The sequence below is a fragment of the Virgibacillus siamensis genome (genome assembly GCF_900162695.1).
GTDB classification, from domain to species: domain Bacteria; phylum Bacillota; class Bacilli; order Bacillales; family Amphibacillaceae; genus Lentibacillus; species Lentibacillus siamensis_A.
The window spans coordinates 413506-440327 of record NZ_FUIH01000007.1; the positions used below are offsets into that span (position 1 = coordinate 413506).

Annotated in this window: 30 protein-coding genes and 2 pseudogenes; 25 read left to right on the forward strand and 7 right to left on the reverse strand. The window is 39.2% G+C overall.

Annotated features, from left to right (window positions below):
- Positions 1-514 precede the first annotated feature (514 nt).
- From B1K71_RS05720 to B1K71_RS05745, 7 genes are all read left to right on the forward strand, one after another.
- Positions 515-904, forward strand: a complete 390-nt coding sequence (locus B1K71_RS05720) for an ArsR/SmtB family transcription factor (RefSeq protein WP_077325028.1) — start codon at positions 515-517, stop codon at positions 902-904.
- Entirely contained in the window at positions 891-3005 is a 2115-nt protein-coding gene (locus B1K71_RS05725; protein ID WP_077325029.1) for a heavy metal translocating P-type ATPase, read from the forward strand. The genes B1K71_RS05720 and B1K71_RS05725 overlap by 14 nt, the downstream gene beginning before the upstream one ends.
- Positions 3006-3074: 69 nt before the next feature.
- Positions 3075-3695 carry a class I SAM-dependent methyltransferase gene (locus B1K71_RS05730; protein WP_077325030.1) on the forward strand — a complete coding sequence of 207 codons (621 nt, stop codon included), beginning with the start codon at positions 3075-3077 and terminating at the stop codon, positions 3693-3695.
- Between the two features lie 393 nt (positions 3696-4088).
- Positions 4089-5036, forward strand: a complete 948-nt coding sequence (locus B1K71_RS05735) for a response regulator transcription factor (protein WP_077325031.1) — start codon at positions 4089-4091, stop codon at positions 5034-5036.
- A gap of 162 nt (positions 5037-5198) precedes the next feature.
- Positions 5199-6047, forward strand: coding sequence for an ABC transporter ATP-binding protein (locus B1K71_RS05740; RefSeq protein ID WP_077325032.1), 849 nt, complete (start codon positions 5199-5201; stop codon positions 6045-6047).
- Positions 6047-6274, forward strand: a complete 228-nt coding sequence (locus B1K71_RS20120; RefSeq protein WP_245799175.1) for a hypothetical protein — start codon at positions 6047-6049, stop codon at positions 6272-6274. Before B1K71_RS05740 ends, B1K71_RS20120 begins: the two co-directional genes overlap by 1 nt.
- Positions 6258-6743, forward strand: a complete 486-nt coding sequence (locus B1K71_RS05745) for an ABC transporter permease (RefSeq protein ID WP_245799177.1) — start codon at positions 6258-6260, stop codon at positions 6741-6743. Before B1K71_RS20120 ends, B1K71_RS05745 begins: the two co-directional genes overlap by 17 nt.
- Before the next feature lie 238 nt (positions 6744-6981).
- Here B1K71_RS05745 and B1K71_RS05750 read toward each other — a convergent pair whose 3' ends face one another.
- Positions 6982-8181: an IS110 family transposase gene (locus B1K71_RS05750; RefSeq protein WP_077325033.1), complete on the reverse strand. Its 1200-nt coding sequence runs from the start codon at positions 8179-8181 to the stop codon at positions 6982-6984.
- 367 nt (positions 8182-8548) lie between these two features.
- Between B1K71_RS05750 and B1K71_RS05755 the strand changes: the two genes are divergently transcribed.
- Together B1K71_RS05755 and B1K71_RS05760 are read left to right on the forward strand one after the other, a co-directional pair.
- The gene (locus tag B1K71_RS05755; RefSeq protein WP_077325034.1) at positions 8549-8770 is read left to right on the forward strand and encodes a hypothetical protein; all 222 of its coding nucleotides are present in this window, start codon (positions 8549-8551) and stop codon (positions 8768-8770) included.
- A 133-nt stretch (positions 8771-8903) separates the two neighbouring features.
- Positions 8904-9223 (forward strand): annotated as a pseudogene (locus B1K71_RS05760) (HIT family protein).
- Between the two features lie 236 nt (positions 9224-9459).
- Here B1K71_RS05760 and B1K71_RS05765 read toward each other — a convergent pair.
- The 4 genes from B1K71_RS05765 to B1K71_RS05780 are packed head-to-tail and all read right to left on the reverse strand — an operon-like array spanning position 9460 to position 12387.
- The gene (locus tag B1K71_RS05765) at positions 9460-9681 is read right to left on the reverse strand and encodes a DUF5348 domain-containing protein (protein ID WP_077325035.1); all 222 of its coding nucleotides are present in this window, start codon (positions 9679-9681) and stop codon (positions 9460-9462) included.
- On the reverse strand, positions 9678-10478 hold the full coding sequence (locus B1K71_RS05770; protein WP_077325036.1) for an ExeA family protein: 801 nt from the start codon (positions 10476-10478) through the stop codon (positions 9678-9680). Before B1K71_RS05770 ends, B1K71_RS05765 begins: the two co-directional genes overlap by 4 nt.
- The gene (locus B1K71_RS05775; RefSeq protein WP_077325037.1) at positions 10471-11823 is read right to left on the reverse strand and encodes a DDE-type integrase/transposase/recombinase; all 1353 of its coding nucleotides are present in this window, start codon (positions 11821-11823) and stop codon (positions 10471-10473) included. Before B1K71_RS05775 ends, B1K71_RS05770 begins: the two co-directional genes overlap by 8 nt.
- Before the next feature lie 42 nt (positions 11824-11865).
- Positions 11866-12387, reverse strand: a complete 522-nt coding sequence (locus B1K71_RS05780; protein ID WP_281250313.1) for a DUF6431 domain-containing protein — start codon at positions 12385-12387, stop codon at positions 11866-11868.
- Between the two features lie 391 nt (positions 12388-12778).
- Between B1K71_RS05780 and B1K71_RS05785 the strand changes: the two genes are divergently transcribed.
- From B1K71_RS05785 to B1K71_RS05800, 4 genes are all read left to right on the forward strand, one after another.
- Positions 12779-13609, forward strand: a complete 831-nt coding sequence (locus tag B1K71_RS05785; RefSeq protein WP_175631843.1) for a hypothetical protein — start codon at positions 12779-12781, stop codon at positions 13607-13609.
- A gap of 179 nt (positions 13610-13788) precedes the next feature.
- Positions 13789-14082: a sialate O-acetylesterase gene (locus B1K71_RS05790; RefSeq protein WP_245799178.1), complete on the forward strand. Its 294-nt coding sequence runs from the start codon at positions 13789-13791 to the stop codon at positions 14080-14082.
- A 115-nt stretch (positions 14083-14197) separates the two neighbouring features.
- Complete coding sequence (locus tag B1K71_RS05795; protein ID WP_077325038.1) at positions 14198-14596, forward strand: VOC family protein; 399 nt, start codon at positions 14198-14200, stop codon at positions 14594-14596.
- 78 nt (positions 14597-14674) lie between these two features.
- A complete protein-coding gene (locus B1K71_RS05800; protein WP_245799180.1) occupies positions 14675-15280 on the forward strand; it encodes a DUF7010 family protein in 606 nt (201 codons plus the stop codon).
- 320 nt (positions 15281-15600) lie between these two features.
- On the opposite strand, the gene B1K71_RS05805 is transcribed toward B1K71_RS05800, so the two are convergent.
- The gene (locus B1K71_RS05805; RefSeq protein ID WP_077325040.1) at positions 15601-15849 is read right to left on the reverse strand and encodes a TM2 domain-containing protein; all 249 of its coding nucleotides are present in this window, start codon (positions 15847-15849) and stop codon (positions 15601-15603) included.
- Positions 15850-15957: 108 nt separating this feature from the next.
- On the opposite strand from B1K71_RS05805, the gene B1K71_RS05810 reads away from it, so the two are divergent.
- Positions 15958-16551 (forward strand): YjgB family protein, encoded by a 594-nt coding sequence (locus B1K71_RS05810; RefSeq protein ID WP_077325041.1) that lies wholly within the window; start codon positions 15958-15960, stop codon positions 16549-16551.
- A gap of 485 nt (positions 16552-17036) precedes the next feature.
- On the opposite strand, the gene B1K71_RS05815 is transcribed toward B1K71_RS05810, so the two are convergent.
- On the reverse strand, positions 17037-18326 hold the full coding sequence (locus B1K71_RS05815; RefSeq protein WP_077325042.1) for a purine/pyrimidine permease: 1290 nt from the start codon (positions 18324-18326) through the stop codon (positions 17037-17039).
- Between the two features lie 239 nt (positions 18327-18565).
- Here B1K71_RS05815 and B1K71_RS05820 point away from each other — a divergent pair, with 239 nt between their 5' ends.
- From B1K71_RS05820 to B1K71_RS05870, 11 genes and pseudogenes are all read left to right on the forward strand, one after another.
- Positions 18566-18916 carry a hypothetical protein gene (locus B1K71_RS05820; RefSeq protein ID WP_077330055.1) on the forward strand — a complete coding sequence of 117 codons (351 nt, stop codon included), beginning with the start codon at positions 18566-18568 and terminating at the stop codon, positions 18914-18916.
- Between the two features lie 27 nt (positions 18917-18943).
- Positions 18944-19564 carry a class I SAM-dependent methyltransferase gene (locus tag B1K71_RS05825; RefSeq protein WP_077325043.1) on the forward strand — a complete coding sequence of 207 codons (621 nt, stop codon included), beginning with the start codon at positions 18944-18946 and terminating at the stop codon, positions 19562-19564.
- Positions 19565-19720: 156 nt separating this feature from the next.
- Positions 19721-20053: an S-Ena type endospore appendage gene (locus tag B1K71_RS20380; RefSeq protein ID WP_428848867.1), complete on the forward strand. Its 333-nt coding sequence runs from the start codon at positions 19721-19723 to the stop codon at positions 20051-20053.
- Between the two features lie 105 nt (positions 20054-20158).
- Positions 20159-20509 carry a DUF2200 domain-containing protein gene (locus B1K71_RS05835; RefSeq protein ID WP_077325045.1) on the forward strand — a complete coding sequence of 117 codons (351 nt, stop codon included), beginning with the start codon at positions 20159-20161 and terminating at the stop codon, positions 20507-20509.
- Positions 20510-20812: 303 nt separating this feature from the next.
- Positions 20813-22789, forward strand: coding sequence for an acetate--CoA ligase (locus B1K71_RS05840; protein ID WP_245799181.1), 1977 nt, complete (start codon positions 20813-20815; stop codon positions 22787-22789).
- Positions 22790-22887: 98 nt separating this feature from the next.
- Positions 22888-23241 (forward strand): VOC family protein, encoded by a 354-nt coding sequence (locus B1K71_RS05845; protein ID WP_245799182.1) that lies wholly within the window; start codon positions 22888-22890, stop codon positions 23239-23241.
- A 60-nt stretch (positions 23242-23301) separates the two neighbouring features.
- Positions 23302-23874: a GNAT family N-acetyltransferase gene (locus B1K71_RS05850; protein ID WP_217697234.1), complete on the forward strand. Its 573-nt coding sequence runs from the start codon at positions 23302-23304 to the stop codon at positions 23872-23874.
- Positions 23875-23902: 28 nt separating this feature from the next.
- A pseudogene (locus B1K71_RS05855) lies at positions 23903-24100 on the forward strand (VOC family protein); the annotation flags it as partial.
- 233 nt (positions 24101-24333) lie between these two features.
- The gene (locus tag B1K71_RS05860; protein ID WP_077325048.1) at positions 24334-24894 is read left to right on the forward strand and encodes a DJ-1/PfpI family protein; all 561 of its coding nucleotides are present in this window, start codon (positions 24334-24336) and stop codon (positions 24892-24894) included.
- A gap of 86 nt (positions 24895-24980) precedes the next feature.
- Complete coding sequence (locus tag B1K71_RS05865; RefSeq protein WP_077325049.1) at positions 24981-25487, forward strand: GNAT family N-acetyltransferase; 507 nt, start codon at positions 24981-24983, stop codon at positions 25485-25487.
- A gap of 97 nt (positions 25488-25584) precedes the next feature.
- Entirely contained in the window at positions 25585-26784 is a 1200-nt protein-coding gene (locus tag B1K71_RS05870; RefSeq protein WP_077325050.1) for a DUF418 domain-containing protein, read from the forward strand.
- Positions 26785-26822 lie beyond the last annotated feature (38 nt).

The window sequence follows — 26822 nt, forward strand, 5'->3', positions numbered from 1 at the left end:
AAAATATTTGATATAATCATCATACATCAAATATTTTTGATTAACAAGACATAAATCAATTTTTTTTGATTTATTTATGAAGCTCCTTTTACTTTTTCGATCTTCCGTTATACGATTGGGCGCTATTCCAGCTGATAAAGCATAAGGGTGTTTTTGCTCAACGCCTCGAAAAAGATGAATAAAAAAGAAATAAGCCTTGTCAAAACATATACAAGTTTTTCTCTATGCTTCAAAATGATTTATGTGTGTTTATGAAACACAAAAACCAAGCTTTACAGCACCTTTCAAAAAGTACACCTTTTGAAATACTTACCCGAAAATTAAGCCACTCAAGGAGTTTGGTCTTATTCCACCATCTCGAGGGGACGTGCAAAAATACCCTAAAAGGGATCTTCTTTAAGGTCTCTTTTTTTATAATCAAATAGATATTTGATTATTCTTATTGACATTCAATTTGTAAAAACATAAACTATAAACAAACAATCAAACAATTATTAGATTGAAGGTGAATGGAATGGGTAAAGATATTGTGAAAACAGGTTCTCCCGATACGTGCGATACATTTTGTTACGATGAAGAGATTGTTAATCGGGTACAACCTCAAATAGATAAAGTTCAGGGTGTTGAGTTGATTTTTAAGGCACTATCCGATGCGACACGTTTAAAGATTGCGTATGCTCTAACATTAGAAACGGAGCTTTGTGTGTGTGATGTGGCCAACATCATTGGTTCAACCACGGCAACGGCTTCTCATCATCTTCGATTATTACGAAATATGAAATTAGCTAAGTATCGAAAAGAAGGAAAGCTTGTCTTTTATTCTCTAGCTGATGAACATGTACATCAGCTGGTGTCAATTGCAATGATTCATTCAAAAGAAGGTGTTTCTAATGGAAGATCATAAAAACGTTTATCGCCTTCAAGGATTATCTTGTACAAATTGTGCCGCAAAATTTGAAAAAAACATACGTGATATTCAAACTGTTGATGATGTTGACCTTAACTTTGGTGCCTCTAAAATAACAGTCCATGGCGATGCATCCATTGAACAGTTGGAACAGGCAGGGGCCTTTGATGGAATCAAAGTTTATCCTGAACGCCAACGGCAAACAGAGAAAAATGAACCTTTTTGGAAAAACCGTGAAAATGTTATGACGATGGTTTCTCTATTCTTTATTGTGATTGGATATGTCCTATCGTTTCAATTAGGTGAAGATAACATCATAACGATTGGTACGTTTGCGACAGCAATCTTAGTTGGTGGATTTGAATTATTCAAGGTAGGGTTAAAGAACCTAACCAAATTCCAATTTGATATGAAAACCTTAATGACCATTGCCATTATCGGTGCTGCTGTTATTGGAGAATGGGGGGAAGGTGCTGTTGTTGTATTCTTGTTTGCTTTGAGTGAAGCACTGGAAGGCTACTCCATGGATAAAGCACGCCAGTCCATTCGATCTCTAATGGATATTGCCCCTAATAGAGCAACCATTAGACGTGGCGATCAAGTTATGGAAATCGACGTTGAGGATGTTCGAATTGATGATGTGATGCTTATCAAACCGGGGGAAAAAATCGCTATGGATGGTGACGTCATCAAAGGTCAGTCGTCGATTAATCAATCAGCGATAACAGGAGAATCCATACCAGCCCATAAAAGCGTTGGTGATGAAGTGTTTGCCGGAACGTTAAATGAAGAAGGTGTGCTGGAAGTTCGTGTAACCAAGCATGTAGAAGATACGACGATATCCCAAATCATTCATTTAGTTGAGGAAGCGCAGGCTGAAAGGGCACCCTCTCAACAATTTGTCGATAAATTTGCCAAATACTATACACCCGCCATTATGACGATAGCATTTCTTGTTGCTGTGATACCTCCACTTTTTATGGGCGGTTTGTGGTCTGAGTGGGTTTACCAAGGTTTAGCTGTCTTGGTTGTCGGTTGTCCATGTGCGCTCGTTATTTCAACACCTGTAGCCATCGTGACGGCCATTGGAAATGCTGCACGTAGAGGGGTACTCATCAAAGGTGGTATTCACCTAGAAGAAACCGGACGACTAAAAGTAGTTGCTTTTGATAAGACGGGAACCCTCACTGAAGGCGTACCAGAAGTGACAGATGTTGCACCTATATTAGGAATCGAACAGGATAAACTATTAGGAGTCGCAGCTGCTATTGAAGAATATTCGCAGCACCCCCTTGCTTCAGCAATTATTCGTAAGGCTGAACAGGATAATATGGAATCTTATAAAGCTGAAGATTTCCAATCCATTACAGGCAAAGGTGCAAAAGCATCCATCAATCAGACAACGTACTATATTGGAAGTCCATCTTTATTCCAGGAAATAGGTTCTATTTCAAGCAAAATACAACAACAAGTTAAAGACCTACAAACACAGGGTAAAACGGTCATGCTGATTGGGAATGAACAAGAAATAAATGGATTAATAGCCGTGGCTGATCAAGTTCGTAAGGATAGTCCGTCCATCTTGCAAAAACTGCACAAATTAGGTATTAAAAAGACGGTGATGTTAACAGGGGATAATGCAGGGACAGGAAAGGCTATTGGTCAACAATTAGGGATAAGCGAAGTGAAAGCTGAACTCTTGCCCCAAGATAAATTGGATGCCATTAAATCACTCCGAGAACAACATGGGAATGTAGCTATGGTTGGTGATGGCGTGAATGATGCTCCTGCCTTAGCAACGGCAACGGTTGGTGTGGCTATGGGAGGAGCTGGAACAGATACAGCCTTAGAAACAGCTGATATTGCCTTAATGGCTGATGATTTAGATAAGCTTCCTTACACCATATCTTTAAGTCGGAAAGCTTTAAATGTAATTAAGCAAAATGTGACCCTTGCCCTTGGATTAAAGATTATTGCTTTATTACTCGTTATACCCGGTTGGTTGACCCTATGGTTGGCGATATTTGCTGACATGGGAGCCACGCTTATTGTTATTTTAAATTCCTTACGTTTAATGAAGACAAAATATAGTGACTAAATAAGTCTTAATTTCCCTTTGTTAGAGGGGGGGTTATATCCCGAATTTGAATGTGGAGGAGAAACTTAAGTGAACAATTCCTGGAATAAAGTAATCTATAAAATTTGGTCTCCGATTTATGACAGGTTTTTTAATTCAGGTCCTTTCCCGAATGTCAGGAAAGGAGTGTTTAAAAACTTATCAGCAAAAGAGGATAAGAAAGTTCTAATTGTTGGGGTAGGGACTGGATTAGATTTAGAATATGTAGATAGCTCTAAGTTTGAAATAACTGCCGTTGACCTTTCTCCGCATATGCTAAGAGAGGCGAAAAGTAAATTTTCTCGAACTTCCATTACCTTCTTGCAAATGGATGCACAGAACTTGAAATTTGACGATGATTCATTTGATTATGTAGTTGGGAGCCTAATCCTCTCGGTAGTACCAAATGCTAATCAGTGTTTTAAAGAAATGACTCGGGTTTTAAAAGGAAATGGGCAACTTCTTATATTCGATAAATTTGTTCCTAAAAATAAAAGCCTAACGTTCGTTCAGAGGCTAATCAGACCAATTATTGCTTTACTGGGAACAGACATTGGATTAAATTTTGATAAGGTGATTCAAAATTGCAATGAAGGGTTAGAAGTAAAACAAGATGTTCCTGTAATGTTGAACGGGATGTATAGAAAAATTATTGTTAACAAGTTAGCATAGACTGTTCAATTATACCAGCTAATAGCAGAAAAATGATTGTTCCGGAATCGGGCGCAGTAATTTAATAATATCCGTAGAAATTAAGAGTTTATGACTTAAAGAGTGATGATTTGTTTTTACGGAATCAAAATAGAAAAAATTGAGTGTCACATAAGGTATATTTACCTTTGCTAGGTTTCGGTGCGATGTTTATTTTAGGAAATGCCCCCAATGGTTTTAACCTGTCACACCTAAATATAGGTAAAAAAATCATATTAATGGGATTAGTTGGTGTTTGTGAAATTCTGGTGGGCAATTCTCGGAATTTTTTATATTAACTAACTTTCCATTCACTACATGATATACTACATTTATGTTTATAACGATTTACTAAACAGGAGTATAAATAAATTTATGACACATTTTAAAATCAATCATGAGATTATTGACAATGAGTCGCTTCCGTCATTTTCGCTTACCATAGAGGATACATATACTGCAACCATTTACAGTGATACAGAAATGCAGGGTGAGCTTGTCGATGTTCTGCAAAAAAATGAAAAGGTTCAGGTTTTTGACCAACAGGAAGGTTTATATAGACGCCTTACGGTAGAGGAAAACATCACCTTTTACCATAAATGGTATGACTGCAGGACACCAATCCCTGAAATTCTCGTGTTGTTTGAATTGCAGACCTATGCTAAAACCCCACTGCATAAATGCTCAGAACCTGAAGTCCGCCGAGTTTACTTTGCCAAATATTTCATGACCGGCGTTCAACAGATGGTATTTCAAGAACCGATTCATGGTGTAGATATTAAAACCATCAATACCTTCATCGACATGCTCCAAAATTTAAAAGTGAACACTATACCGGTACTTGTCCTTGTGTCTAATATGGAACATGCACTTTTGCTGGGTGATGTAGCGTACAAACTACGAGAAAAAGGCATGCAGCAAATTGAAATTGATGATGGGGATGAACAAGCAGCTGTGGAGGGGCCCGGTGAACCAGCGACCACAAATTTATTTAAGATCCCCGCACAAGTGGACGATAAAATGATTTTATTTGACCCGCCTGAGATTGATTACATCGAAAGTCAGGATGGAAAAGCAATGATTGTTATCAATGATGAAGCCTATGCCATGGATTCCACACTGGCAGAGATTGAAAAGAAACTAGAGGTTTACGGATTTTACCGTTGTCACCGTTCTTACATAGTGAATTTACAAAAAGTACGTGAGATTATTACATGGTCGAAAAATACATACTCACTTCGGATTGACAATAAATCGCAGTCGACCATTCCGTTGTCACGGACAAAAATTCAGGATATCCAGGAGAAATTCAGCCTGAAATAGGTACAGTTCATCCTGCATAGAAGAGGAATGCGGCTTATACAAATTTTTTCACCGTTAAACCAGTACATTTCGCCCTCCTTATGGTACATTCCGTTCTGATATTACTGCATTTACTGACATCTTCCATTACGATGAAAGCAGATCATTGAAGGAGGTTTTCAGTTGGAAAATACAATTGAAGTAAATGGAATGAAGAAAGTTTTTGGCAAAAATATGGCCATCAAAAATGTCAGTTTCAATGTAAAGAAGGGCGAAGTTTTTGGGCTGCTTGGACCAAGCGGATCTGGAAAAACAACAACCATTAAAATTTTAACCGGTGAGCTTGTACAATCAGCCGGTAAAGTGACTGTTCTTGGAGTTGATTCGAAGCAGTTTGGGACGGCCGATTTCAAATCCAAAATCGGTATACTATCTGATAATAGTGCACTATATGAGCGGTTGACTATTTATGATAACTTGAAATTATTTTGTAAATTATATAATGCACCATTGAACCATATTGATGTGGTACTCCGTGAAGTTAATTTGCATGATGAACATTCTAAAACGGTGTCAAAGTTGTCAAAAGGAATGAAACAGCGCGTATTGCTGGCTAAGGCACTCATGCATAAACCTGATCTCGTTTTTCTGGATGAACCGACATCTGCTTTAGATCCGGGTAATATGGCACAAATCCACCGCGGGCTGCAGAAGTTGAATGAAGCAGGGACGACGATCTTCCTGACGACCCATAATATGGAAGAAGCGACATTACTATGTGACCGTGTTTCCTTTTTGAACAATGGTGAACTGCAGGAATTGGATAGCCCGGAAGCACTTCGTTACAAGTACTCGACACATGCTTTTCATGTGGAAACATTTGCAGGTGATCGGCTGGTTATCGATAATGAGCGTGGCAATGCCAATCAAATCAGAGAACTAATTGCAAATGGGCAAGTGAAAGCAATGCATACGGATAATCCGACGCTTGGACAGATCTTCTTAAAAGTGACCGGAAAGGAGTTGGTATAATGCATGCACAACGCATACAGGCAATTTTTGAAAAAGATATAAAGGATTTCATGAAAAATATGATGCTTTCAACGATGCCCACTCTGCCAATTATCATCGCATTGATATTTTCTATTTCCGGCAAAGAACTTGAAGAACTGCCTTTGGCTGTGCTTTATTTGATTGTTGGGACGGTCTTTTCAGCTGTGACTTCTACTTGTATTGATTATGATGGCAGAAGAAAATGAAAAGAAAACATTACGCGGGCTTGTCATATCCCCTGCATCGTTCATTGATATACTTGTTGGCAAAAGTCTCGTAACGGGTTTGATGACTGTTATTTCACTGGTTTTTTCCCTGTTGATTGCGGGAATCGAACCGTTTTTGGCATTGAAGCCGTTAATTGGTCTGGTATTATCATTCCTGTTCTTTTTATTCCTTGGAATCGGGATTGGATTATTCGCAAAAACCGTTGCAGCTACATCCGCATACATGATGCCAGTTATGTTTTTGTTTGGATTTACGCCAATGTTAAGCAATTTAGGGTTTGACGAGGATAGTATAGTAATGAGAATAATCGACGTTTTTCCACTTCCACAATTAATTAACATGCATGAGACTGGATCATGGGTGCCGCTGGGAGTAATCTTGATTTGGTTGATCTGCGCTGCACTTTTCATGTATGTATGTTTTAGAAAAACAAGAACTGATGATTAGATATTATTTCAAAACGCTCGCTAAATTTATGGTATGTTGTTGGAATTAATTCCACAAGGATTGAAAGTCCAAACAAGTTTCAAATCATGATTTACTTTGTTAAGCTATACCAGCTAATAGCTGTCAATAATTAAAGGTAAAAAAAGTTCAAAAAACATGTTAGACTAAAATTAGGCATACAAAATAACCTTACCGTAAAATCGATAAGGCATCAGAATATTGTGAATATTGATCGTTATTATTGATCTACAAAGACTTCTTTGCGTTTTAACATGGCATGGATCCAATGAATTAGTTTATTGGCACAGGCAATGACAGTTACTTTATGTGGTTTACCTTCTTCGCGTTTTCTATCATAAAAAGCTCGTAGCTTTGTGTTACGATTTTTCGCTATTCCGCATTGCACTGCTGAATAGAGAGATTGACGTAATCTTGACGAGCCTCTTTTCGTGATACAATTGATGGTGGCTTTAAACTTGCCTGATTCAAAAACTTCCGGATCTATGCCTGCGTAGGCAGCCAATTTTTTCGGATGAGGAAACTGATCGATTTCCCCAATTTCGGAGATGATTGTGGCGGCAATCTTACCTCCAACCCCGGGAATTGACTGAATCAGTTTATAATCCTCAAAGGTTGCAGCCAGGGCATCTATCTCTTCTCTCATTTTGGATAGATGCTCTTGGTATTGAAAAATCATCTGAATGTACATACGCAAGCTAATAAGATGACCATGGTAGATACGTTCTTGAAATGGATTGCGTTCTGCTGCATCTTTTAATTGTTGTGCTTTATCCAAAAACCATGCATAAGAACGTTTCGCCCCAATCTGGTACATATCAGTGGCTAATTGCTCTTGTGTTGTGTTTTTGACATCGTAAGATGTTGAATATTGGAGCAACGTTTTCAATGAAATGTTGCCATATAAATTACTGAAAACATGATGATATTCTGGGAATACCTGATCCAAGATTGTTTGAAATTGAAGTTTGATTCCGACATAGCTTTCGGTTAAAGCACTATGTTGCCTTGTTAATTGGCGCAGATTCAGGGTTTTTACCGTTTTCTTTTGGAACGCTTCCAAATCTTCTTTGTAGTAAAGCTCCCCCAGATGGAAAGCATCCATTTTATCTGTCTTCACTTTGCGCAGGCTTGTCTGTTTTGCCTTGTGTGCAACCATTGGGTTGATTAAATAATAGGTGATTCCATGCTCTTCAAGATATTGCAGCACAGGCTCATGATAGTGCCCAGTCGATTCAAATATAACAGCTGGAGATTGTCCGGAAACTTGCTTCACCTCCCGGAAAAATTCATAAAACATACCTAGCCCTTGTAAATCATGTGCGAATTTAAAGCTTTTCTTATACGTTTTTTTCCTTTGTAAAAAGGCTTGGACCTGGCTTTCACCTTTCGCAACATCCAGGCCAATGACAGGGTCCATATATAATCACAACTCCTTTTGGTAGATTCACCGGTGTGCCCCTAACTAATTTTGTAGTGTCATAGCTTCGCTTGTTATGCGGGATCCAAGTCCCAACCAGCCTCAAACATGTTTCTACAAGTAGGGGGTGAACAGTATAACGGACGGGATCATTGTCCCACGGGCGCGCACGTTCTACCCCGGCTACTTCAAGCATAAAACCTATTTAAAATAGGTCAACCAGAAGTGACTGGCTTATTCACATAATACGATCGGGCGCAAAAATTGAACAACAATCGACTGCCTTGGCAGCCTATTTATGTCATGAATATTATTATCGTTATGTCAATCCCGAAGAGTATTAAACGTTCAGTTGAGGTGAAGTAATATGGGCAAACGAACTTCAGGTTTAGTCTTAATCGGATTTTCCCTTCTTACTTTTGTAATAGCAATTGGATTTGACCAGCTTTCTAATTCAATTCAGCGTTCAGCAGCTTATGTGAAAGGGGGAGCCAGTGTAAGCTACGGAGGGATGTCTGTTCCTATAATTTCAATTATTTTGGTGGTAATAACAATTTTTATAGGTTTATATATAATGAAAAGAAACTGACATCTTACTGGATTTGCTGGGCGCATTCGTGGAATAACGCATTCTTTTCCGGGACATTTGCTGAAGAAAAAACAGGGGTTATTGTACTTAAATTGAATAAAGGATTATGTAAAAAGATTATGGAGGGTGTAAATTGACAGAGGATTTTTATTGCGACGAAGTGTTAAGTGGAAATATTGAAGTTGAAAAGGTTTACGAAACAAAAAATGCACTAGCATATTATCATACTCGTCCATCTTACAAGGTACATATTGTGGCCATACCTAAAAAACATATTCCATCATTAACAAACTAGACCCGAATGATAGGGAATTATTTTTTGAATTGATGGACGTTGTGAAATCGGTTGCTGATAAAGTGGAGTCAGAGAATGGAGCCTGTAGAGTAATTACAAACTTAGGGAAATACCAAGACTCTAAACACCTGCATTGGCATATTGTTTCTGACGAGTGAATTAGTTCCATTATACGATCGGGCGCGCTTCTAGAATAAGAAGACGCCCTATTTTATTGAGGAAATACAGTTGATTGGCGGTCAAAAGGAAATCATATTATGGTGTTACTGATAGTATATAATGCCTTTCTATTGATTGCGTACACTGTCCACTTTCTGATGGAATTAGTGACCCATGATTGTAAAAAGAAGGGGAAGAAGGATGATGTTTTCCTTTTTCCCGTGGTTTTACAAATTTAGATGTAAATATGGTATACGTTACTTATTCGAAGATCGAATGGAACATTCCCCTCCATAACTATATACCAGTTTTCTCCCAATTCTAGCCTTGAAGGGATGTTACGTTGTCCAACAATGAGTTCAAATGACTCCCCGCAGAAGAGTGTATATTGATAACCATTTATTTCAACCACCCAGGCGTCTCGATCATATTCATACGTCATTACCCCTTCTGTCATGATAGTTCACCTTCTATGACCAACTTTACCATATGATCATCGATAAGCTTTTGTTTGTTTTGGGCACCGTAAATAAGACAATGCGTACAAATTTTGTTGACCAGTCTTGGCGTCCCATTCGAAAACTGGAAAATTTCATGTATGGCGGCATCTGTGAAAATGTCACTTTGGGCGCTAACTTCCATTAAATGTTTCCGTATATATTCACCCACCTGAGCACGATCATAGTGCGGAAGCTTACATTGCAGGTCAATTCGCTGCCGAATAGCCGCAAATGATTGGAGCCGAAGCCGATCCCAAAGTTCACTCTGTCCAACAAGGATTAACGCCATCGGACTTTCAGCATCCATTTTAAAATTAAGCAGGAAGCGAACTTCCTCCAACATTTCCCGATCCAGAAGATGTGCTTCATCTACAATAACCACTGGTAATAATCCATGAATACCACGCATCATTTCAATTTGATTGTGCAACTGACGTTTAGCGTCACCACGGTAAAACTTGGACTCGCATCCCAACTGTTCCAACAATCCCTTATAAAAATGTCGCGGTGTTAATTTTGAATCGGCTAGATATAAAACCTTAAAATGACCGGAATCCAGTTCACTCGTAAATCTTCTCAGTGTCGTCGTTTTCCCGGTCCCAGCATCACCTGTCACCACCACAAACAATTGGGATTCAGCTGCATATTCCAATCTCCCGATTGTTTCATCCAGCATATCCGGATAGTATAATGCGGATGTCAGAATATCCCGCGTAAAAGGGGTACGCGTAAAGCCATAAAACTGATTAAACATGGGACGCCCCCTCTTTCTTAACCCTGCGATAGGAGACCGCTGTCTTCTGAACGTCCGTACGGGAAGCATATTGTTCTGAAGCTGCGTCTAACAGTCTAGAGTGCTCCGCAGACTGTTTTCCAAAATGGTCCGGCATCGTTGGTCGTTTCCCAGCACGTTCGCCAATCACCAATTCACGGGCTATCCAAGGTGCGTGCCCTTCGTATTCAACCGTTACTTCCGTAATATCCGAAGGATCGTAAACCACATCGACCTTACAGCCGATAAATGATAATCCAACTTCGTATTTTTTTCCCATAAAACTAATGCACCCTGATTTATCCACTTTACGTGTTTCACAGTGTAAGAATGCTTGCGCCAATTCTTCTGTACCGACAAACCGTAAGACATTGTCATCACTACGAAAAGCTGCTTCCGGACTTTGATCTTTACCTAAAGCACTGTGTGGTTTATGCTGGTAGCATTCACTCAACCATACACGAAGGCGCTCATTTAATTGATCCAGCGTTGTTGGTTTCTCCAGTCCAACCTCATCTAAAAAATGACCGACTACTCGGTTGAATCTTTCTACCTTACCGGTTGACTCTGGTGAGTAGGGCTTAGCGTATAATAACCGGATGCCTAACTTCGAACAGGTTCGCTTCATCCATTTTGTGCGATATTGTTTCCCGTTATCAAAATAAACGGATTCGGGAACACCGTATAACTGGATAGATTCACGGAAACCCTGTTCCACAATTCGTTGATCCATCGTGGGATAAAACCCGGCGTGCAATACAAAACGCGTAGCGTCATCCAGGAACGCCACCAAATAAACTTGTTTTTTCTCGCCACCCGGGCCAATAGGAAGGTACGGTCCATACTTAATGTCAGAGTGCCATAATTGATTACGCGCTTTCCGTTGGAAACGCCGCGCAGCTACACCAGGATCATTGTACATTCGCATATGCCGAGCGCTATATCCTTTTTCAGCGAGCTTTTCCTGTAATGTACTTCGCTTCAATTGACCAGGCTCAGCAAGTTTTTCCCATTCTAAAATTTGAATAATCTGGGCAATACTGCGTGTCGGGACTTCTCGCCGCAGTAAGATGGCCTGTTCCAATAAATGATAGGGAATGGTTTCCTTGGTTTGCGTGCCTTTTCCTTTTGGTTTTAACCCTTCGAACCCTGCTTGTCGATATTGAGCCAAATATCTTCGAATGGTTCGTTCAGACAATCCACTTACCTCACAAATTTGCCGTCTGATTTGTCTAGCTTTGGCAGCATCCAACCCATCCGCCAATAATGGGGACAATAATTGTACCCGTTCAGCAGCAATTTCCTGTGCTTTCTTTTGATCTCTCATGCCAAAAAGCCTCCTTTTTAAGCTATTTAACATGAGTTTATCTTAAGGCTGTTTGGACAGGAATGCAGAACGGGTCTGTACCCATAAATGAACATTTACAATGGGACGGACAACTTTCGCCAGCCATCCAACGAATGATTCTCCATTGCGTCCGATTCTTTGGAGCACGGTCCGTGGAGGATCGGACGTGCTCCCCACAGGTAAATCCAATTGAAAGCGCCTGATAATAGAATTGAAACAACCCACAGCATAAGGCCCCCAATTCCGAAACCATTCACGCCAGCGCCCCAATGTCGATTCATCAGCCGGTACATCTATCAATTGATCATCCAGAACCTGTTCGATGCTTTCTGTCCCATAACGCTTGTAGGGGACTAGAAGATCTGGTAGTTCGTGATGAATTTTATGACAGCGTTCACAAAAAAGACGACGTATAATAAGTTTCGCTTTATCTCCGGAATGTCTATACCATACTCTTCGCCGACTACCTGCCACTATTAGAGGACCTTCACAACAAGGACAGTGATTGATTTCCGCACTCCTAACAAAAAACGCCAGGCTCATTCTTCTTCTCAACCAACGTATAATCTGATATACTTACCATATATTGTTTTTTTGGTGGGCGTCTCCAGTGAAATTGTTCCCGCAGTTTCACGTTAATGGGGGACGTCCTTTTCCTTTCTTCAGGTTTTTTCCTCGGTCACTCTATTAGTCTACTTCTGGTCGGACATAACCGTCAACTTCCGGTCTTTTTCGCCTAGCTAAAACATCACCGAATTTTTCACGATTTGGATATTGCTATTAACGATTACGAAGCCAAAAAAGTTTGGGGATTCACTTATACATTTCGAAGCGAAGACACAGATCTTATTGGAAGGTATATAGAGAAAAACGATAGCGAATAACTTAACAAAATAACATCGCTGTTTAATTATTGTTCAGTGGGGAGTGCAGGATGACTAGAACAAAATGGGTTTTAATTCTATTGGGATCAATGGATTTGTTGCTTATACTTATGCATTTTACAGATTATTTCATTCTTTTGTTGAAGCCAACAGGTTATTTGATCCCCTTAGCAATCAATATTATTGCATTTGCTTTCATCGGCTTTCGTTCCTCCCGTGTATCATCATTATGGATTATCGCTGGTTTAGTACCAGGTATCCTGTTTTTATTGATGTATGGTTTTATAATTCTTTTGGAGGGCCATAACTATGCTAAAATCGGTTCTTCCTATAATCAGAAATCAATTGTCATCGAATATAGCCACTTTACACTAGGTGAAACAACGTATTATTATGATTTTTATGAGACGAATTTCGGTATAATTGGAAAGCATCTAAATGACCAGTCAATTAAAATAATGGTTCCCGGGACAAAACACGTTGCTGGAATGAATGCGAAAAATACTTTAGGTTTGAATGAAGCAACTTGGGTTACGAAGAACGTCGTTCGTTTTCCAACTTCGCAAGGCATGAAAGATGTGTACTTAAAACCTTCAGAGTCCCCCAAAAAAACTGTTAATGATATTGAGGCATTTATGGAATTGGCAAAGAATAAAGAAAATGGTAAGTCCATTACGGTAAACGGCAATCGGCTTACAATACGTTTTGATGAACGTTCAGGTGAAAGTTGGATTGAAGTAACAGGTAATTATGGAAAGGGTGCAATTCCCAGACAACAATGTTCCCGTATCGTTGCGAATGAAAAACGCGGGTATTATATGTTGGTAGAGTGTACACACCAATGGGAATATCCTTTAATTCCTATCCCAAAGAAAAAATAACTTTATAGAGGGTCTTTTTTGGATTGCTTTAATAAGTTTTTGTTCCGCAATAACCAGCAAAACGGGGCGCTTAAAAAAATACTTAGGATAAAGGAGCAGATGGGATGCTCTCTCCCTTTTAAGCGCGTCCTCTCCCATTTGGGCATTGCTCTCTCCCGTTTCGGCTCGTTGTCTCCCATTTGGGCACTGCTCTTTCCCTTCAAATTAACAAGATTTTATTCAAAGTTGCCTGTAACGAAAAAAATTGCTGTTTTGTAACATCAAAAGGCTTAACAGCTAATCCGGATGGCATTCATATTGATTCTATCTCCCAAAGGAAGTTTGGATTAAGGTACTATGAGGCTTTTTCACAACAGAAACATGTATTAGATATTTTGGACACAGAGCAGGAATGGATTGAAAAGGAAGCAAAACGTGAGCTAACAAAAAATGAAAGTATATATGTTCAAAGTATGAGGTTTGCCTTAGGATAATTGAGTTTTGAGGAGTTTTCCAATAATGTCTCCAAAATAAACGAAAGTAAGTCGTAATTATCTAAGTGTTCATATGTGATAGACTTAGGAAAACATGGGAAAGGATTGATTTATAATGGAAAAGGTTACACCGTTTCTAATGTTTCAAGGCGGCAAGGCGGAAGAGGCGATGAATTATTACACATCACTCATTGAGGATTCAGAAATTAAAAGCATTATACGATACGGGGCTGAAGGCCCCGGTGAAGAAGGTACGGTTATGCAAGCTGTATTCTCTTTAAAAGGGCAGGAGTTCATGTGTATCGACAGTCATGTTGATCATAAGTTTACGTTTACCCCGTCGTTTTCTATCTTTCTTACGTGTGATACCGAAGAGGAAATCGACAACCTTTATAATAAAATGATGGAACATGGAACAGCACTTATGCCTATAGATAATTATGGATTCAGCAAAAAATTTGGATGGCTGAATGATCAGTTTGGCATATCCTGGCAGTTGAACCTACCTGAGTGATTTGGTTGTTCCAGCCTACTGTTCGGATTGAGGGGAGGAGTAAATTGATAAAATAAATTTTCGGAGAGGAAGATGCGTTTGTCAGAGATTGTTGTCTCTAAAGAGAATGTACGTGGTACAGCTTCAGGGGTTATGTTTATGGCTTTTTTTGGAACTATTTGGGCGGATGTTGGGATTGGGGGTTTACAGGAATTAGGTTCTATCTGGTTACTGATTCTGGCTGTATTGATCGGGGCCGCATTATTTTTCTCTGGAATTGCATTGATTAAGGGCTCCAGAAACCTATCTAATACAAATTCCCGTAATTCAAAGGATGTCGGCAGGTGGTTTAATATTGTTTTTGCTGCGGAGTTTGCATTGATTATCATTGCTGCTATCATATGCAATTCTGTTGGACATTTCGATTGGTTCTTTCCGGTTATGGCTATTATTGTCGGGGTTCACTTTTTTCCACTGGCTTACCTTTTTAAAGTTAGACTCTACTATGTTACAGGGATGCTTTTTTGTCTACTGGCAAGTGTGACACTACTACTCTTTGTGCCATTAAAGATTAGTTTCGGACAGCATCAGATTAACTTATGGTGGACATTGGTTGGATTAGGTTCCATGTTGATATTATGGGTAACCAGCCTTTTGAATTTGTCCAAGGGTAGAAGGTTACTCTGGATGGCTCGAAACCAATAATATTACAACGACCGGGCACTTTTCTGTTATAAAGATTGGCGCCTGTAATAAAGAAAATTTCAGTTCCACTCCTATCCTTGGAGATATGAAGAAGATCATGATTATATCGTATTAGAAGATCCGGACGGAAATCTCTTTTATGTTGTTCAGAAAGAAAAAAATTTCAAATAGTGGGATCAGGAAATTGTTATTCATATTGTCCATATATATTTATTAACAGATTTATACAAAAGTCTTAAGCCTAATTTCTCCTTCTTTGAAGGAGAAATTAGGCTCTCTGTATGCTGCAAAGCAGAATCGTGTTGAAAGCGGCATTTATCTCAGCGCGGATTTCGACACATAGACGGAATAAGGAATATATCAATAAATAACCAAATCCAAAGAGGTATAAGAAGTAGCCAACCTATTAATATTGATGTCATCATCCATCCAAGCACCCCTAATAATATTTGTGCAATACCAGAACCTGTTCGTCCAGTATAGATTCGATGAATTCCAAGTTGTCCCAAGAAAAACCAGAATAAATAACCAATCACTATACTTTTTTGTGATCCAACCCGATTAGTCATTTTTCTCCTCCTTTTTAATATTGAATTATATCAAAAAACCATTTCAGTTAATGTATTTGGAAATAAGGGTAGATAATATTATAACTTATTTTAGAAAGGAGACACAAAATGTTTTCCAAAAAAGTTTTACAAATGGTAACTGTAGCTTCATTAGTGATCGGTTCTGTACTGGGAGTAGGAATGTTATCGGAGAATGCGGCATATGCATCATCTGGAACAACAGCCATTCTCAACACTTCAAATCAAGGTGCTGTTAATACGTTAAACAAAATTTACAATTCAGCCTCTAAGGGTGAAATGCCGGGAAATGTCCAAGGGCTTAAAATTGATAAAAGTACCGAAAGAGCTGTTCACCAAAAGCTAGGCATTCCCCAAAAAGTTGAAGGCCAATTTGATTTGTATCACTGGGAGATGGGACAACCGGGATTTGGATTTGCGTATCATAATGACAACACCATAAAAGAGATACGTTATTTCGGTACGGGTGTTGAACGACAAACTAATCTTGGGGGCATTACACCCGATTTATTAGGTGACCAGCTGGGTACTGCAGATGAAATTCTTAACGTTCCGGGTACGGATGAAGTCGATTATGTTTATAAAACAGGTAACTATGAACTGCATTTTGTTATTGGAAATAACCCGATTATAAATGGGTTCGATCAAACTGTGAATCACGTGAATGTAAAAGAAGCGAAATAAGTTGGACATTCCTGCCGTGGTGTCTGTTTTCCCTCCAACAGAATAAAAAAGCATATTTAAGTGAAAAAATACTGATTTATGGGAATATTTTACTATTTATTAAAAATTCCCACATAGAACACTTGTTTTGTAGTATACTAAAGTAGACATGTTATTCAGGGTGACGCTTCTCGTGAAAGCGGTAAATTGTATTATTCTTTTACTTGGCGGCTTTGGATCCCCTTGGAAAGGGGTGAGCGAGTGATTGATATTGACCAGACCCTCGAGTTGATGTTGAGATTCGGAACACTCGTTGTTTTAATTGTTGGCAGCCATGAAAAGAAGTAATCACCCAGTCTCCGTAAACATAGGGTAATTACTTTTTGAATATCCCGATTCGGAGTCGCCGTGCCTTGCGGATAACTGTCCGGGTCGCAAGTTGCTGCTTGCGGCCCTTTAAAATAGCAACCAATGTAATAGTATTAGTTTCCATTAAAAACTATTCATTATTTCCCGATTTCGGCGGTTTTGTTAATCCGGTTTAAAATTGTTTCAACAATGATTGCAATAAGTGCGCCAAAGACAAGACCATTACTCAATATAGAGACCAGTAATGGAGATATTCCCGCAAATGCCTCGGATGGAATGAACATCGTACCAATTCCCGCAAATAACGATATACCAGCAACCCGGAACAGAATTTCCTTGTTTTTCACCGCTTCAAATTCTTGTAAGGCTAAACTGATGATACTGGCAAAAACCGGGAAAATGGCTGCATACCCAACAGCTTCCGGCAGTGCCGCAACAAATGCCGTGAATGGTGGAAAAAAGCTGATACATATAATGATTAGGGATCCAATGATAAAGGGTTTTCTGCTGGTTATTTTTGTTGTTTTTATAAAGCCTGCTGAACCGGATATAGGCACAGCTCCTATGGCTGAAAACAATCCGGCCAGCAATTGGTTAACCCCTGAAATAATTCCGGTTTGCTTCAAACGGTTGTTGTACGTCCTGACATTATGACGTTTCAGTACTTGTTGAACAACGCTTACAGTAGCCAGCAAGTTAGCAAGCAGCAATAACGTAATAATAAAGACCATGATAATCATATTGGGTTCGACCCTAGGTATCCCAAACGCAAAGATTTCCGGAGGCTTTATAAATTGGTTCACTTCTGTAACAGGCTTTGAAAAATCAAATATATAAAATAACAACCAGCCAAAAACAATACTGAACAGGACAGAATAATGACCAATCTTCGGGATTTTCATAAAGCAATAAGAAAGTATGATAATTAACAGTGAAAGCAGAAGCACCCCAAGTTTTACAGTATGATTTTCCCCATTAAGCCCAAACATTCCATGGAAAAACGAACCGCTTAACTGTGCTACCAGCAGAATTAAATAGATCCCGACAATTGTTGGTGTAAACAAGCGTGCTAGTTTTTCCACCCATCCGAAAAAACTTAAAATGATAAAAATAATTCCGCTTAATAAAAAAGCGTATTGTAACACACGTAATGTTTCGTTATGTGAACCGAATAAAACAGTACCTAATCCGGCATACAAAGTAAAAACGCCCCACCACAAACCTGCCGGCCCTTCTTGTATGGGCATAAGGTGTCCAAATAGAACTTGTAGAATACCCGCAAGCCCAAGCACGAATAATGTCCGTTGTACAAACTCTATTGTTGCAATATCATGAAGTCCATAATTGGAAGCAATAGCAATCGGAACAACTACACTGCTCATTAATATAAATAGGGCCCATTGCAAGGATGGAAAAAATACTCTCATTTAACTTTACTCCTTTTTAGTTTTTCATTGAAAGCCATTGAATTTAAAACATATGTACAATCATAAATTGAAATAGTAAAATGAAGCAAATTAATAAACTTAATACTGTGAAGGATGGAAAAAGTTTTTTTTGTTGGAGGAATAAAAATCCGGAATGAAATCCTTTCGAAAGACAGCTTTTTACGATAGGCTTAAATGTGTAATTTGGAATACTAAACAATCAATCAGGAGTGAATGTCATCATGTTAAAGCACGTAGCAAATGGTTATGTAGCAAAAGAAATAATTAACAGCAGCTTACCGAAAGTGAAAAATGACGAGCAAACAGCCCGCCAATTTAAGGATGGATTTAATTTATCAAGAAATGCGATGCGGCTCGCCGGCTTTTTTGAACTGATAGGATCAATATTTCTATTAATGTCAGTTTTCGGGAAAAAGTTTGTTCGAATTGGGACCGTTATGATTAATATTGTTCTTGGTGTCGCCATATTTAAACACCTTGAAGCCGGGCATGGGCTAAAAGGATCAAAAGGAGCATTAAAATATTTTGGACTGAATATCCTTAACTTCGTTGAAACCATGCGTAAATAGTCAGAACTTACCTTAATGAGGTGAAAAATGGGCAATCGCTGGAATGAATTCGTATATAAATTGTGGTCTCCTGTTTATGATCGCGTTTTTAATTCAGGAAAATTCCTTCAGGTTCGAAAAAAGATATTTCAAGGAAACAATTTTAATGAAAATCAAAATATACTTTTCGTCGGTGTAGGAACGGGAGCGGAATTGGAACAGCTCAATCATACGGAATTAAACATTACAGCAATAGACTACACGAACGAAATGCTGGAGAAGGCTAAATTTAAATTCAAAAGTTCATCCATAAAGTTTTTAAAAATGGATGCACAGGACATGAGCTTTCAGGATAATCATTTCGATGTGGTGGTTGGAAGTCTTGTTTTATCGGTTGTTCCTGATGTAGATAAATGTATCAAAGAGATGGTAAGGGTTTTAAAACCAAACGGAGAGATTATCATATTTGATAAATTTGCACCTGAAGATAAAGAACTTTCTCCTGTTAAAAAAGCAGTCAGACCGTTAATCAAGCTGCTTGGTACGGACATAGGTCTGAACTTTGGGAAGATGTATGAGCAAAATAAAGAGACTTTATCTATTAAAGAAGATACGCCTTTAATGTTTAATGGCATGTACAGAAAGATAGTGATGAGCAAGACTAGCTAGACCTTGCCCTATATTGGTATCAGAGTTCAGACAAACAAAAAGAAGTACGTGAAAAATAGAATATGTGTTACTTCAATGAATTGGGCGCAAATCTAAAAAACTGTTCATTCGACAAACATCCGTGACTGTAAACATCTTGCATCTGATAAAGCTGAAATTATAACCGATGATATCTGTGGTAATATCAATGTAGAGTGTAATGCATCTAAAAAAACATTGCTTTGGAGAACATTATTGCCTTATTCAGTGGGAACAGTCAGTATTTTTTATAGTTCTGGTTGTGAATTGATGGAGATCTTTATCAACAACGTTTTAACTTTGACAATAGAGAAGGGACAGACACAGTCGATTACAGTTCCTTGTATAAAAAAGTTGGAGGTTCGATGTCAGGGGAAAGAAGGTGAGTGTTGTAAAGGCAAGTATCAACTTGCCATTCATTATAAAGACCCCTTTTATGATTTTCCGCAAAAAGAAGGTTGTCTTAAGTAATGAACAGTCTTTTTTCTTTCCGAAATCAGGTAGATGATTATAGATGGTTTTATTTGATGCTATAATTAAATAACATTCGATCAAAAAGACAAGGGAGCATGTATCATGGCAAAACATAAGATTTATACAATGAGTGTCGCAAGTGTCTACCCCCATTATGTTACTAAGGCGGAGAAAAAAGGACGTACGAAATCAGAAGTTGATGAAATCATCCGTTGGTTGACAGGATATAGTCAGGAAGAGTTGGAAGCGAAACTGGAAAAACAGGTGGATTTTGAGACCTTTTTCGCGGAAGCACCCCAGATGAATCCTTCACGAACGTTAATTAAAGGTGTGATCTGCGGTGTCAGAGTGGAAAACATTGAAGAACCAACGATGCAGGAAATTCGTTATTTGGATAAACTGATAGATGAATTAGCAAAGGGAAAAGCGATGGAGAAGATTTTACGGAAATAGTATTAAAAACAAAAAACACTGCTTCTATTATATTCCATAAATAGAAGCAGTGTTTTTTTGTTGAAACGACAATTTGAATTTTTATTAAAGGGAAAAGTTATGTTAGCAAAGACTCGATGACCATGGGCTTTTATTGATTGTCTCTTATTGACAACCCCTTCATAAATGGATATATTGTTAGTATATTACAACAATCATTATTTTCAGATAACGATATATTGTGAAATGACAGCGTTTTCAACGGAGGGTCTACCGTTAATAGAGTTGAACACGGTAAAAACATCTGATAAGGAGGAGATTCGATTGAGTACTGATTTGGGAGGAATTCACGATATCATCAGGGAAAGCAAGATTGTATACCCTGATAAGACGAAACAGGGATCAACAGAGATGGGAAGCAGTGAGGCTTTTCAAACTCTGCTAAAACAGTCGCAGGAGGATCCTGAGACATTTTGGAATGAGGTTGCGCAAGAACTGCATTGGTTTAAACCATGGGAAGAAACAATAAGTGGCAGCTTGCCTGATTTTGAGTTTTTTAAAGGGGGAATCAGTAATCCCTGTTACAACCTGTTAGACCGGCATATCGCTAATGGTGCGGGCAATAAAACCGCCCTGATTTGGGAAGGAGAGGACGGGAAGACAAGCTTTTATACGTATCAGATGTTACTTGCCGAAGTGAATCGTTTTTCCAATGTTCTTCAATCACTGGGAGTGAAAAAAGGTGATCCCGTTGCCATTTATCTCCCTAATTTGGCGGAATCGTTTATAGCAATCCTTGCCTGTTTCCGAATCGGGGCTGTATACAGTACAATTTTCTCCGGTTTTTCCGAGCAATCGTTGGAAGATCGGTTGTCCAGTTACGAGCCGAAAGTCATCGTTACAGCTGATGCAAGTTTGCGCCGTGGTAAAGTAATTCCGCTTAAAGAAAAGGTTGACCATGTAATTGATGAAATTGCCAGTGTTGATGCTGTTGTCGTCGTTGACCGAATGGGTACAAACCCGCCAATGGAAAAAGGAAAGGATTTCTGGTGGCACGAAGAACAGAAAAAAGCATCCATTCAGTTTGAGCCTGCCCATGTTGAGGCAAATGAGCCTGGTATTGTCTTCTTTACAAGTGGGACGACGGGTAAACCTAAAGGGGTTGTTCATTCCGGAATGGCCTTCGTCGTTCAAAACTATGTATATGCCAAATATCATATGGACCACCGCCCGGATGATGTTTTTTGGTGTACTGCGGATGTCGGCTGGCTCACGATGCATATCTGGGGAGTTGTTGGATCTTTGGCAAATGGCGTTACAACCGTTGTTTATGAAGGTGCGCCCAATTATCCGGAACAGGATCGTATTTACCAAATTATCGATAAATACCGTGTGAATAAGCTATTTACAGCCCCAACCGCCTTGCGAATGCTTAGAAGTCTTGGTGAAAAGGCGCTTCAGCCTTATAATCTATCTTGTCTTGATGTTGTTTCATTGGTAGGCGAACCGTTTGATCCGGATACATGGCATTGGACAAAAGATGTACTTGGCGGAGGAAATATTTGTGTGAATAACACATGGGGACAAACGGAGACAGCTGGATGTCCTTTGGCAGGAGCTGCTTGGCTAACACCGATGAAGCCTGGGTCGGCGGGTGTTCAATTTTTGGGTGCTGATATGGACATCGTGGATAATGAAGGGAATTCCGTTCCTAAAGGCACATTGGGTAATTTGGTTATCCGCAAGCCGTTCCCGATGCTCTGCCGGACACTATGGAAAGAACCAACCAGATATTATGAAAAATATTACAGCCAGGTTGAAGGGCGTTATTATGCAAGTGATATTGCTTTAGAGGACGAAGATGGATATTTCTGGGTTGTTGGACGTTCTGATGATGCTTTTAATGTATCGGGGCATCGTTTAAGCACCATGGAAATGGAGAATGCCGTCCTCGAATGTGACGCTGTCTCGGAAGTAGCAGTCATCGGCACACCGGATCGAATCAAGGGGGAAGTTCCAATCGTTTTTGCGACACTGGCTGATGGGTTCAATGCCGACAATGAATTGAAAAAGCAAATTGAACAAAGCATTGTGGAAGGGATTGGTCAATTAGCCCGCCCACAAAATATTTTCTTTGTAGAATCAATGCCCAAAACAGTCAGCGGGAAAATCATGCGGCGTCTTTTGAAAGAAGTTGTAATCAAAGGGGATGTCGCCGGTGATGTAACCGGACTGGAGGATCCTGCAGCTGTTAGGCATATTCGGGATACAGTTGCAGCCAATATGGATTCGAAAGTATAAAGCCGCTTCAATTTAGTGCGATTTTTGATTAAATAGCAAGTTTCCCCAGGATAGTGCATTCTGCGGGAACTTGCCTGGATTTGTTTGGAGGGAATTCTTTGGGGGATCTATTAGGTGTGGAAGAGGTATTATTTTTTGTAGATGATGTGCAGGATGCGAAAAAATGGTTCAGTGATTTGCTTGGCAGTGAGCCTTATTTTGACCATGCGAATTATTGTGCCTTTCATGCAGCTGATACGACGGTAGCTGTACATCCCAGTGATGAGAAAACCTCTTCTGGTATTGCGGGGCAGGTTATATACTGGAGGGTGGCTGACATTAAAAAAACAATTGCACACTTTGAATCACATGGGTGTTCTTTATTTCGCGGGCCGATTTATGGGGTGGATGAAGTTTGGGTTTGTCAGCTGCTGGATCCATTTGGGAATGTTTGGGGACTTTTAGAAAAATAAAATTTGAGCAAGTCCCAGAATAAAAAGGGGATATTTGTACAGAGAAAGTGGCGATTTCATATGAGTATATTCAAATATAAACCTGAAATAACAGGTGATAAGATAATACTGCGCCCGGTCCAAACGGCTGACGTGGATTCTCTGCAACAGCTATTGCTTGATCGTGAAGTAAATATCCTTACGGGGTCGGTTCATTCCAGTGATGCTGAAATTGAGAGTTACGAAACAAATAAGTTGAAGAAGTTATATGGTGACTGGGCAGTATCTGACGAACGAACTGTTTTCATGATTGTACGGAAATCGGATGGGGAAATTATCGGTGAGTCTGTCCTGAATGATTATGACGCAGGTAATAGCAGTTGTAATTTTCGTATTTGGATTGCCGGTGTTACAGGTCATGGCTTTGGAACAGAAACTGTCAACCTCACAATGACGTATGCGTTCAGGGATTTGAATTTGCATCGGGTTGAATTGGAAGTATATGATTTTAATCCAAGAGCACGCCATGTATATGAAAAGGCAGGGTTTAAACATGAGGGAACCAAACGGGATGCCTTGCGATTTGATGGACAATGGGTGGATGCACATACAATGTCAATGCTGAATCGGGAATGGCATATGTACACAAACTAAAATTTGAAAAATTCCGATACCCTTCTAGGAATTGATTGCCAGAATGCAGCCGGAGCTGAATCTTGGCACTCCTTCGCTAATGTTTTTTACGGAGAACCTCGAACAACTGCACGAAAAATTATCGGCTGAAAATGTCACGGTAGGCGACATTGTAAAAATGCCAGCTGGCCGGGTATTTAACTTTGCTGACCGTGAGGATAACTATTTTGCTGTGATGGAAATGTAGTGATAATTGCAAAGGTAGCGGCAATTAATGTATTTAAGGACGCTTTTCTGATGATGAAAAGTGTCCTTTTTTTGCCAAATAATTGAGATTTTAATTTTACAAATATTGTGGTAAAATCAGTTTGATTAATTATTTTTATTGCTGAAGGGGCTGATTCCTATGAAAATCAAGAAAATAATGGTATATCCAGGTCGTTCCGTTTCTTAGACTAAAAAGTAGAGGGAGATGTATGGGTGAAAGCATTATTCTTTTTGTATGATGGATATGTTGGTTGGGAAATCAGTCCGTTATCGTACATGTTAAATATTTCAGGCATTGAGGTGAAAACTGCTGCTTTAAGTGCTGATGTTATTGATGCTGGAAACTTCAGAGTGAAGGTTGATTTGTTGATTGAAGCAGTTGATCCTGCAGATTTTGATATTTTGGTTATTCCGGGAGGTGAGCCGGAACCGTTAGTCGCGGAAGATGATTTGTTAAACATTATTCGTGCGTTTGATAATGAACATAAATGGATTGCGGCAATTTGTGGTGCGTCCACTTTTCTGGCTGCAGCCAGTATATTGCATGATCGAAAATTTTCAACGTCTGTTGACGATGAACCGGAATATGCGCATTATTTTGATGGAAAAAATTTGAGTGAAGCAGATGTTACGGTGTGCGAAAACTTGATAACAGCTGAAGGAAACGCATATATAGAATTTGCTATAGCGGTTGGTAAAGAACTAAATATTTTTGAGGACAGGGAAGATGAACTGGAAACGGTATTGTTTTTTAAAAATCAACTTCGAGGTTAATCATTAAAGGTCGGCCAACTTTTGGTTGGCCTTTTCATTAATGATTTATAATCGAATAAGGAATGGAAAAACCAGGGGGAAGCAAAATGGAGATTAGAGAAATAAAGACTTCGGATGCGGAAAAGTTTATTCAGCTCACTTATCAGGTTGAAAAAAATTCAAAATATATGCTGTGGGAGGCAGGTGAAAGAAAAATTGATTCTGATAAGCAGCTGAAGATAATAGATTCATTTCTCCAAAAAGAGAATTCCACTATATTTGTTGTTGAAAATGAAAAAGCCAATTTAATTGGTTTTCTGATGGCTATCGGCGGAAATGCAAAACGTAATAAGCATTCCATTTATATCGTTATCGGAATCCTGGAAGAATACAGAGGACAAGGGGTTGGCCGTAAGTTATACGACAGGCTGGATCAATGGGCAATACAACATAAGATACGTCGTATAGAGTTGACGGTAGTTGCCAAGAATGCTGCAGGATTATCACTTTATAGGAAGATGGACTTTGAAATCGAAGGAACAAAAAGGGATTCGCTTATGATAGATGGCGAATTTGTTGATGAATATTATATGGCAAAGCTTTTGGAGATTTAAAAGTGCAATTATATAGTAAATATATTTTATGGCCATTGCCGGGTATGAGCACGCTATAATTGAGTTAAAGATGAGAAAGTTAGCAGGGGGTGGCAAAATGAACTCCATCACACCAACAAAAGGTTCAGAACGTCTTACATGGATTGATGCTGCACGGGGCTTTGCCATATTCGGGATCTTCATTGTAAATATCGGGGCTTTTTCTGCTCCATATTTTTTGTATGGCGGGGCGGAAGAGGCATGGTCTGCACCAGTTGACCAGTTCACCCAGGCATTTAAAGATGTGTTTTTCCAGGCGAGTTTTTATACATTGTTCTCTATTTTGTTCGGATTCGGGTTTCAAATCATGATGGAACGGGTTATTGATAAAGGAATAAATGCAAAACTATTTTTGTTCCGCAGATTGTTGATCCTGATTTGTTTTGGTATCGTTCATGCATTTCTGATTTGGAGCGGTGATATATTACTGTCATACGGAATTATCGGGTTATTCCTGATTGCATTCATTCATCGGAAAGATAAAACATTATTGGCGTATGCCATAGTATTGCTGGGATTTAGTGTTTCTTATTTTTCCCATTACTTGTTTCAAGTACGGGAATTTTTGGGGTATTCCAATTTTGTCGGAATAAATCAGGCAAGAGAAAATTACCTGAGCAATGATTTATCAGTTATTATTTCACAGAACATACATGACTGGATATATTCAAACGGGCTGTTCACTTATCTTTTATTCGTTACAACGCTGCTCCCAATGTTTTTACTTGGAATGTATATTGCAAGAAGACGCTGGCTCCATGAACCGGCGGCAAACAAACGTGTGATATGGAGTTGGTGGAGTGTGAGCTTGCTCTTTTTTATCAGTTTGAAATGGGGTCCGTATTTATATGGCAATCCGGAATGGTTTTATTTTATCCAGGATAATGTTGGAGGCACTGCCTCGGCTTTATTTTACCTTTTCTCAATAACGCTTTTATATCAAAGCAGAATCGGTGCAAAGCTGTTCCAACCATTTTCTTATGTCGGACGCATGTCGCTGACCAATTATATTTTCCAATCTGTAATTAGTTTTGTTTTGTTTTATGGTGTGGGATTTGGCTTGTATGGATCCATTACCCCAAGTGTCAGCATCGGTATCGTCATAATCGTATTCAGTCTTCAGGTGGTATTAAGCAAGTTCTGGATGGTGAAATACCGCTTCGGACCGCTTGAATGGGTGTGGCGCAGTCTGACGTATCAGAAAATCCAGCCGATGAGGCGGGTTCAGATACGTGGGAGTGAGGTTGAAAAGGGCTGATTTTTATAATTCGCTAAAGTTTACAAGGTTTTCGCTAA

Excerpts from the sequence above, each read along its gene's own strand:
- B1K71_RS05720 (WP_077325028.1), top strand. The coding sequence starts at position 515 with ATGGGTAAAGATATTGTGAAAACAGGTTCTCCCGATACGTGCGATACA.
- B1K71_RS05725 (WP_077325029.1), top strand. The coding sequence starts at position 891 with ATGGAAGATCATAAAAACGTTTATCGCCTTCAAGGATTATCTTGTACA.
- B1K71_RS05735 (WP_077325031.1), top strand. The coding sequence starts at position 4,089 with ATGACACATTTTAAAATCAATCATGAGATTATTGACAATGAGTCGCTT.
- B1K71_RS20120 (WP_245799175.1), top strand. The coding sequence starts at position 6,047 with ATGCATGCACAACGCATACAGGCAATTTTTGAAAAAGATATAAAGGAT.
- B1K71_RS05745 (WP_245799177.1), top strand. The coding sequence starts at position 6,258 with ATGGCAGAAGAAAATGAAAAGAAAACATTACGCGGGCTTGTCATATCC.
- B1K71_RS05750 (WP_077325033.1), bottom strand. The coding sequence starts at position 8,181 with ATGGACCCTGTCATTGGCCTGGATGTTGCGAAAGGTGAAAGCCAGGTC.
- B1K71_RS05755 (WP_077325034.1), top strand. The coding sequence starts at position 8,549 with ATGGGCAAACGAACTTCAGGTTTAGTCTTAATCGGATTTTCCCTTCTT.
- B1K71_RS05765 (WP_077325035.1), bottom strand. The coding sequence starts at position 9,681 with ATGACAGAAGGGGTAATGACGTATGAATATGATCGAGACGCCTGGGTG.
- B1K71_RS05770 (WP_077325036.1), bottom strand. The coding sequence starts at position 10,478 with ATGTTTAATCAGTTTTATGGCTTTACGCGTACCCCTTTTACGCGGGAT.
- B1K71_RS05775 (WP_077325037.1), bottom strand. The coding sequence starts at position 11,823 with ATGAGAGATCAAAAGAAAGCACAGGAAATTGCTGCTGAACGGGTACAA.
- B1K71_RS05780 (WP_281250313.1), bottom strand. The coding sequence starts at position 12,387 with ATGAGCCTGGCGTTTTTTGTTAGGAGTGCGGAAATCAATCACTGTCCT.
- B1K71_RS05785 (WP_175631843.1), top strand. The coding sequence starts at position 12,779 with ATGACTAGAACAAAATGGGTTTTAATTCTATTGGGATCAATGGATTTG.
- B1K71_RS05795 (WP_077325038.1), top strand. The coding sequence starts at position 14,198 with ATGGAAAAGGTTACACCGTTTCTAATGTTTCAAGGCGGCAAGGCGGAA.
- B1K71_RS05805 (WP_077325040.1), bottom strand. The coding sequence starts at position 15,849 with ATGACTAATCGGGTTGGATCACAAAAAAGTATAGTGATTGGTTATTTA.
- B1K71_RS05810 (WP_077325041.1), top strand. The coding sequence starts at position 15,958 with ATGTTTTCCAAAAAAGTTTTACAAATGGTAACTGTAGCTTCATTAGTG.
- B1K71_RS05815 (WP_077325042.1), bottom strand. The coding sequence starts at position 18,326 with ATGAGAGTATTTTTTCCATCCTTGCAATGGGCCCTATTTATATTAATG.
- B1K71_RS05825 (WP_077325043.1), top strand. The coding sequence starts at position 18,944 with ATGGGCAATCGCTGGAATGAATTCGTATATAAATTGTGGTCTCCTGTT.
- B1K71_RS05835 (WP_077325045.1), top strand. The coding sequence starts at position 20,159 with ATGGCAAAACATAAGATTTATACAATGAGTGTCGCAAGTGTCTACCCC.
- B1K71_RS05850 (WP_217697234.1), top strand. The coding sequence starts at position 23,302 with ATGAGTATATTCAAATATAAACCTGAAATAACAGGTGATAAGATAATA.
- B1K71_RS05865 (WP_077325049.1), top strand. The coding sequence starts at position 24,981 with ATGGAGATTAGAGAAATAAAGACTTCGGATGCGGAAAAGTTTATTCAG.
- B1K71_RS05870 (WP_077325050.1), top strand. The coding sequence starts at position 25,585 with ATGAACTCCATCACACCAACAAAAGGTTCAGAACGTCTTACATGGATT.